The 2,149-nt window shown below is 72.9% G+C and carries 2 protein-coding genes; one reads left to right on the plus strand and one right to left on the minus strand.

The features are described 5' to 3' along the window. Positions 1-23 precede the first annotated feature (23 nt). A complete protein-coding gene (locus E1284_RS40345) occupies positions 24-932 on the plus strand; it encodes a serine/threonine-protein kinase (RefSeq protein WP_131945380.1) in 909 nt (302 codons plus the stop codon). A gap of 21 nt (positions 933-953) precedes the next feature. On the opposite strand, the gene E1284_RS40350 is transcribed toward E1284_RS40345, so the two are convergent. Next, the gene (locus E1284_RS40350) at positions 954-1,805 is read right to left on the minus strand and encodes an SAM-dependent methyltransferase (protein WP_243715050.1); all 852 of its coding nucleotides are present in this window, start codon (positions 1,803-1,805) and stop codon (positions 954-956) included. Positions 1,806-2,149 lie beyond the last annotated feature (344 nt).

Below are 2,149 nucleotides of genomic sequence, written 5' to 3' on the forward strand. Positions count from 1 at the left end.
CCCATGACCCTCCCGGGAGAGACATGCTCATCGCCGACCGGTATGAGCTGGCCGAACTTCCGCTCGGCCGCGGCGGCATGGGAGCCGTGTACGCCGCCGACGACACGCGCCTCGGCCGCCGCGTCGCGGTGAAGTTCCTCGACCTGCCGGGCGGCGGCGCGGACGACGAGCTGGAGCGCCGCTTCGTCCGGGAGGCCCGCATCCTCGCCCGGCTGGAGCACACCGGCGCGCCCACCCTCTACGACTTCGGCGCCTTCGAGCAGCGGCTGTACCAGGTCATGCAGTTCATCGACGGCGTCACCGTCGCCGACCTGATCGCCGAGCACGGGCCGCTCCCGGTGCCGTGGGCCGCCGGGATCACCGCGCAGGCCGCCGCGGTGCTGGCGGCCGCGCACGCTCTGTCGATCCGGCACCGCGACCTCAAGCCGACCAACCTGATGCTGTGCCCGGACGGCAGCGTCAAGGTCCTCGACTTCGGCCTCGCCGTTCTCGGCGACGCCGACGTCGCGCACTTCACCCGGCACGGGCAGATCCTCGGCACGCCCGCCTACATGGCGCCCGAGCAGATCGAGCAGGGCGTCGCGGACGCGCGCAGCGACCTGTACGCCCTCGGCTGCGTGCTGCACGAGATGCTCACCGGACGGCAGGTGTTCGCCGGCCCGACCGCCTACGCGGTGTTCGACAAGCACGTTCGCGAGCGGCCCCCGGGCCTTCCCGGCGTTCCCGCCGAGCTCGACGTCCTCGTCCAGGACCTCCTGGAGAAGAAGCCCGAGAACCGCCCGCCGGACGCGCCCGCCCTGTACGAGCGGATCCGCCCCTTCACCGGGGAGCCGCCGCCGCTGCCCGGATTCCTGGAGCCCGCGTCCGTCCCGAGCCCCGAGCGCATGTACGCGCAGGTGCTCGGCCAGGTCCTGGCGGACCCGTCCCGCTGACCCGGCCCACCGCCGGGGCGGCTACCGCTTGCGCAGGACGCCGCCGTACTCGTAGATGCCGCGGTCCAGCCTCGACGCGCCCTCGTACTGCTTCAGCTCCTCCGGGACGGGCGCGAGCGGCGGCTGCAGGTCCAGCGGGCGCCAGTCGACCAGGTTGCACAGCCCCGGCTCGACCGGGTCGAACCCGGACAGCAGCGCGTCGATCTGGGCGGGCGTCCGGGTCTGCCACGGGATGCCCGCGCTCGTGACCTGCTCGGTCATCTCCGCGCTGCGGACCGGGTCGTCGCACGCGACCTGGGAGAAGGTGAGGTGGCTGCCGGGCGCGGCGCGGTCCATGATCGTGTGCAGCACGCGGTGCGGGTCGTCGGCGTCCGGCAGGTGGTGGCCGACCGACAGGAACAGCGTCGCGACCGGCTCGGAGAAGTCGATCAGGCGCCGGAGGTCGGCGTCGGCGAGGATCGCCTCCTGGTCGCGCATGTCGCCCTGGATGACCGTGGTGGAGGCGTCGCCGGCCAGCAGCGCCCGCCCGTGCGCCAGCACGATCGGGTCGATGTCGACGTACACGACGCGGGCGTCCGGGACGAACTGCTGCGCGACCTGGTGGACGTTGGCGTCGGTCGGCAGGCCGCAGCCCATATCGATGAACTGCCGGATGCCGGCCTCGGTGGCCAGGTACCGGACGGCCCGGTAGAGGAAGAGCCGGTTCTGCCGGGTGATGTCCAGCCCGGCCGGATGGTGCTCCAGCTGCGCCCGGATGAACTGCCGGTCGACCTCGTAGTTCTCCTTGCCGCCGAGCAGCCAGCCGTAGGCCCGCGCCGACGTGGGCACATCGTGAGGGATGTCCGCGATGGACGGTCTGTCGTCGTGATCCACATGGGCACGGTACTGCACCCTCCTCGGCCGCGCGGCGGTTCCGCCATGGGCGCTCGGGACGCCCATGGCGGCGCGTGATGCGGGAATCAGGTGAGGACCCCGAAGGGGGTGCGGCCCGTGTACTTGGCCCAGATGTGGTTCAGGACCGGCTGCCGGTGCCCGGCCGCCCGGGTGCGGGGACGTGGAGCAGGCTTGTTCTCGTTCGACTGTGCGTCGCCTCGCGGAGCCTGGGCCGCGGAATCGTCCGGTGCCGAACCGGCGGGTGCCGATGTGCCCGGTGCCGATGTGTCCGGTGCGGAATCGTCCGGTGCGGGGGCGGGGCGGCCGGGTGGAGCGGCCTGGTG

It is taken from the genome of Actinomadura bangladeshensis (assembly GCF_004348335.1).
GTDB lineage: Bacteria > Actinomycetota > Actinomycetes > Streptosporangiales > Streptosporangiaceae > Spirillospora > Spirillospora bangladeshensis.